The organism is Streptomyces spiralis, assembly GCF_014654675.1.
GTDB classification, from domain to species: Bacteria; Actinomycetota; Actinomycetes; order Streptomycetales; family Streptomycetaceae; genus Streptomyces; species Streptomyces spiralis.
Genome location: NZ_BNBC01000021.1, coordinates 144,816 through 147,735, shown reverse-complemented (window position 1 = coordinate 147,735; position 2,920 = coordinate 144,816). Strand labels below are relative to the sequence as shown.

Sequence of the window (2,920 nt, the reverse complement as noted above, 5' to 3'; positions counted from 1 at the left end):
GGGTCTGGTGCGGGCGGCGCAGGCGGAGAACCCGGGCCGGTTCGTGCTGGTCGACACCGACGGTGATCTCGCCGGGGCTGTGGCGAGCGGTGAGCCGGAGGTGGCGGTCCGTGGGGGCCGGGTGTTGGTGCCGCGTCTGACCCGGACCACCGCCTCGGACGACGTGGTCACCTGGGACCCGGACGGCACGGTGCTGATCACTGGTGGTACGGGTGGTCTGGGTGCTCTGGTGGCCCGGCACCTGGTCGTCGAGCACGGTGTACGGCATCTGGTGCTGACCAGCCGACGCGGTCCGGACGCCCCGGGCGCCGTAGAGCTGCGTGATGAACTACAGCAGTTGGGTGCCACGGTCACGCTGGTCGCGTGCGATGTCGCCGACCGTGAGTCGCTGGCGGCTCTCCTCGCTGGTATCGGCAGCGAGCATCCGCTGCGTGCGGTGGTGCATGTGGCGGGGGCGGCGGACAACGGTGTGATGGGTGCGCTGACGCCGGAGCGGATGCGCGGGGTGCTGGGTCCGAAGGCGGATGCGGCCTGGTATCTGCACGAGCTGACGCGAAATCTGGATCTTTCGGCGTTCGTGATGTTCTCGTCGGCGGGTGGTCTGGTTCTGGCGGCGGGTCAGGGCAACTATGCGGCGGCGAACGTGTTCCTGGACGGTCTGGCGGCGCATCGGCGTGCGGCGGGGCTGCCCGCGACCGCGATGGCCTTCGGCCTGTGGGGCGTCAACACCGGCATGACCCGGATGCTCGACCTCGCGGAGCAGCGCATGGCCGCCCAGGGGCTGCCCGCCCTCCCGTCCGACCTGGGCCTCGCCCTGTTCGACGCGTCGCTGCGGTCGGGGCTGCCCGCGCTGGTGCCGTTGCGCATCGACACGGGTGTGCTGCGCGGCCGTGGCGAGGAGATCCCGCCGCTGCTGCGGGGCCTGGTGAGGGTGCCCGTACGGCGGGCCGCCGCCCGGTCGGGGGCCGGGGCGGAGGGACTGGCGGCGCGGCTGGCCGGGCTCGCCGAGGACGAGCGTGCGGCGGTGCTGCTGGATCTCGTCCGCGGGCAGGTGGCCGCCGTGCTCGGGCATGCCTCGAGCGACGCCGTGGAGGCGGAACGTGCCTTCAGCGAGCTGGGCTTCGACTCGCTCGCCGCGGTCGAGCTGCGCAACCAGCTCGGCGCCGCGACCGGACTGCGACTGCCCGCCACCCTCATCTTCGACTACCCGAGCGCCCAGGCCGTCGCCGAGCACATCGCCGGCGAACTGGCCGGAACGGTCTCCGCGCCGGCGCCCGCCCGCGCCGCCCTGCCCGCAGCCGGCGGGGACGTGGTGGACGACCCGGTCGTGATCGTCGGCATGGCCTGCCGGTACCCGGGCGGGGTGACGTCCCCGGAGGGGCTGTGGCGGCTGGTCGCCGACGGTGTGGACGCGGTGTCGGCGTTCCCGGAGGACCGGGGCTGGGACCCGGACGTGTACGACCCGGAACCCGGCGTCCCCGGCAAGACCTACGCCCGTGAGGGCGGGTTCCTTTACGACGCGGCGGAGTTCGACGCGGCGTTCTTCGGGATCGGTCCGAACGAGGCCCTGATGATGGACCCGCAGCAGCGGCTGCTGCTGGAGGTGTCCTGGGAGGCGATCGAACGCGCCGGCATCGACCCGGCCTCGCTCAAGGGCAGCCGCACCGGCGTGTACGCGGGCCTGATGTACCACGACTACGCGCTCGGCGTGGAGGCGGCGGCCAGCACCGGCGGCAGCCTGGTCTCCGGCCGCACGTCCTACACCCTCGGGCTGGAAGGCCCGTCCGTCACCGTCGACACGGCCTGCTCCTCCTCCCTCGTCGCCCTGCACATGGCGGCGCAGGCGCTGCGCTCGGGGGAGTGCTCGCTGGCGCTGGCCGGCGGGGTCGCGGTCATGGGCACGCCCGGCATGTTCGTGGAGTTCAGCCGTCAGCGCGGCCTCGCCCCGGACGGCAGGGCCAAGTCCTTCTCCGCGGCGGCCGACGGGGTCGCCTGGGGCGAGGGCGCGGGTGTGCTGCTGCTGGAACGGCTGTCGGACGCCCGTCGCAACGGGCACCCGGTGCTGGCGGTCGTGCGCGGCTCGGCCCTGAACCAGGACGGCGCCTCCAACGGCATGACCGCACCCAACGGCCCCTCGCAGCAGCGTGTGATCCGCCAGGCCCTCGCCAACGCCGGACTGGCCACCGCCGACGTCGACGCGGTCGAGGCGCACGGCACCGGTACGACCCTGGGCGACCCGATTGAGGCGCAGGCGCTGCTCGCGACGTACGGGCAGGAGCGGCCGGCATCCGGTGAGCCGCTGTGGCTCGGCTCGATCAAGTCGAACATGGGTCACACGCAGGCGGCGGCCGGTGTCGCGGGCGTCATCAAGATGGTGATGGCGATGCGGCAGGGCGTACTGCCGCGCACCCTGCACGTGGACGCCCCCTCGGACCAGGTCGACTGGGAGGCGGGGAGCGTCGAGCTGCTCACCGAGGCCCGGGACTGGCCCGACAACGGTCACCCGCGTCGCGCCGCCGTCTCCTCCTTCGGCATCAGCGGCACCAACGCCCACGTCATCGTCGAGCAGGCACCGGAGGAGCCGGACACCACGGACGCCGGGGGCCCCGTCGCGGAGGGCACCACCACCGCATCGCGCCCGCTGCCGTGGCTGCTGTCGGCCAAGTCGCCCGAGGCACTGACCGCACAGGCCGAACGGTTGCTCCGCCTGGTGACGGACCGGCCGGAGATCCCCGCCACGGACGTCGCCTTCTCCCTGGCGACCTCGCGGACGGTGTTCACCCACCGGGCCGGCCTGGTCGGCACCGACCGCGACGAACTGGTCCGCGCCCTGACCGCCCTCGCCCAGGGCCGCAACGCCCCCGCCGTCGCCACGGCCTCGGGCCGCCGCACCGGCAAGCTCGCGTTCCTGTTCACGGGG

Annotated in this window: 1 protein-coding gene; it reads left to right on the top strand. The window is 73.8% G+C overall.

Annotated elements, in window-relative coordinates:
* The coding region (locus IE318_RS22240; protein WP_189902976.1) for a type I polyketide synthase at positions 1–2,920 on the top strand (2,920 nt) is incomplete at both ends.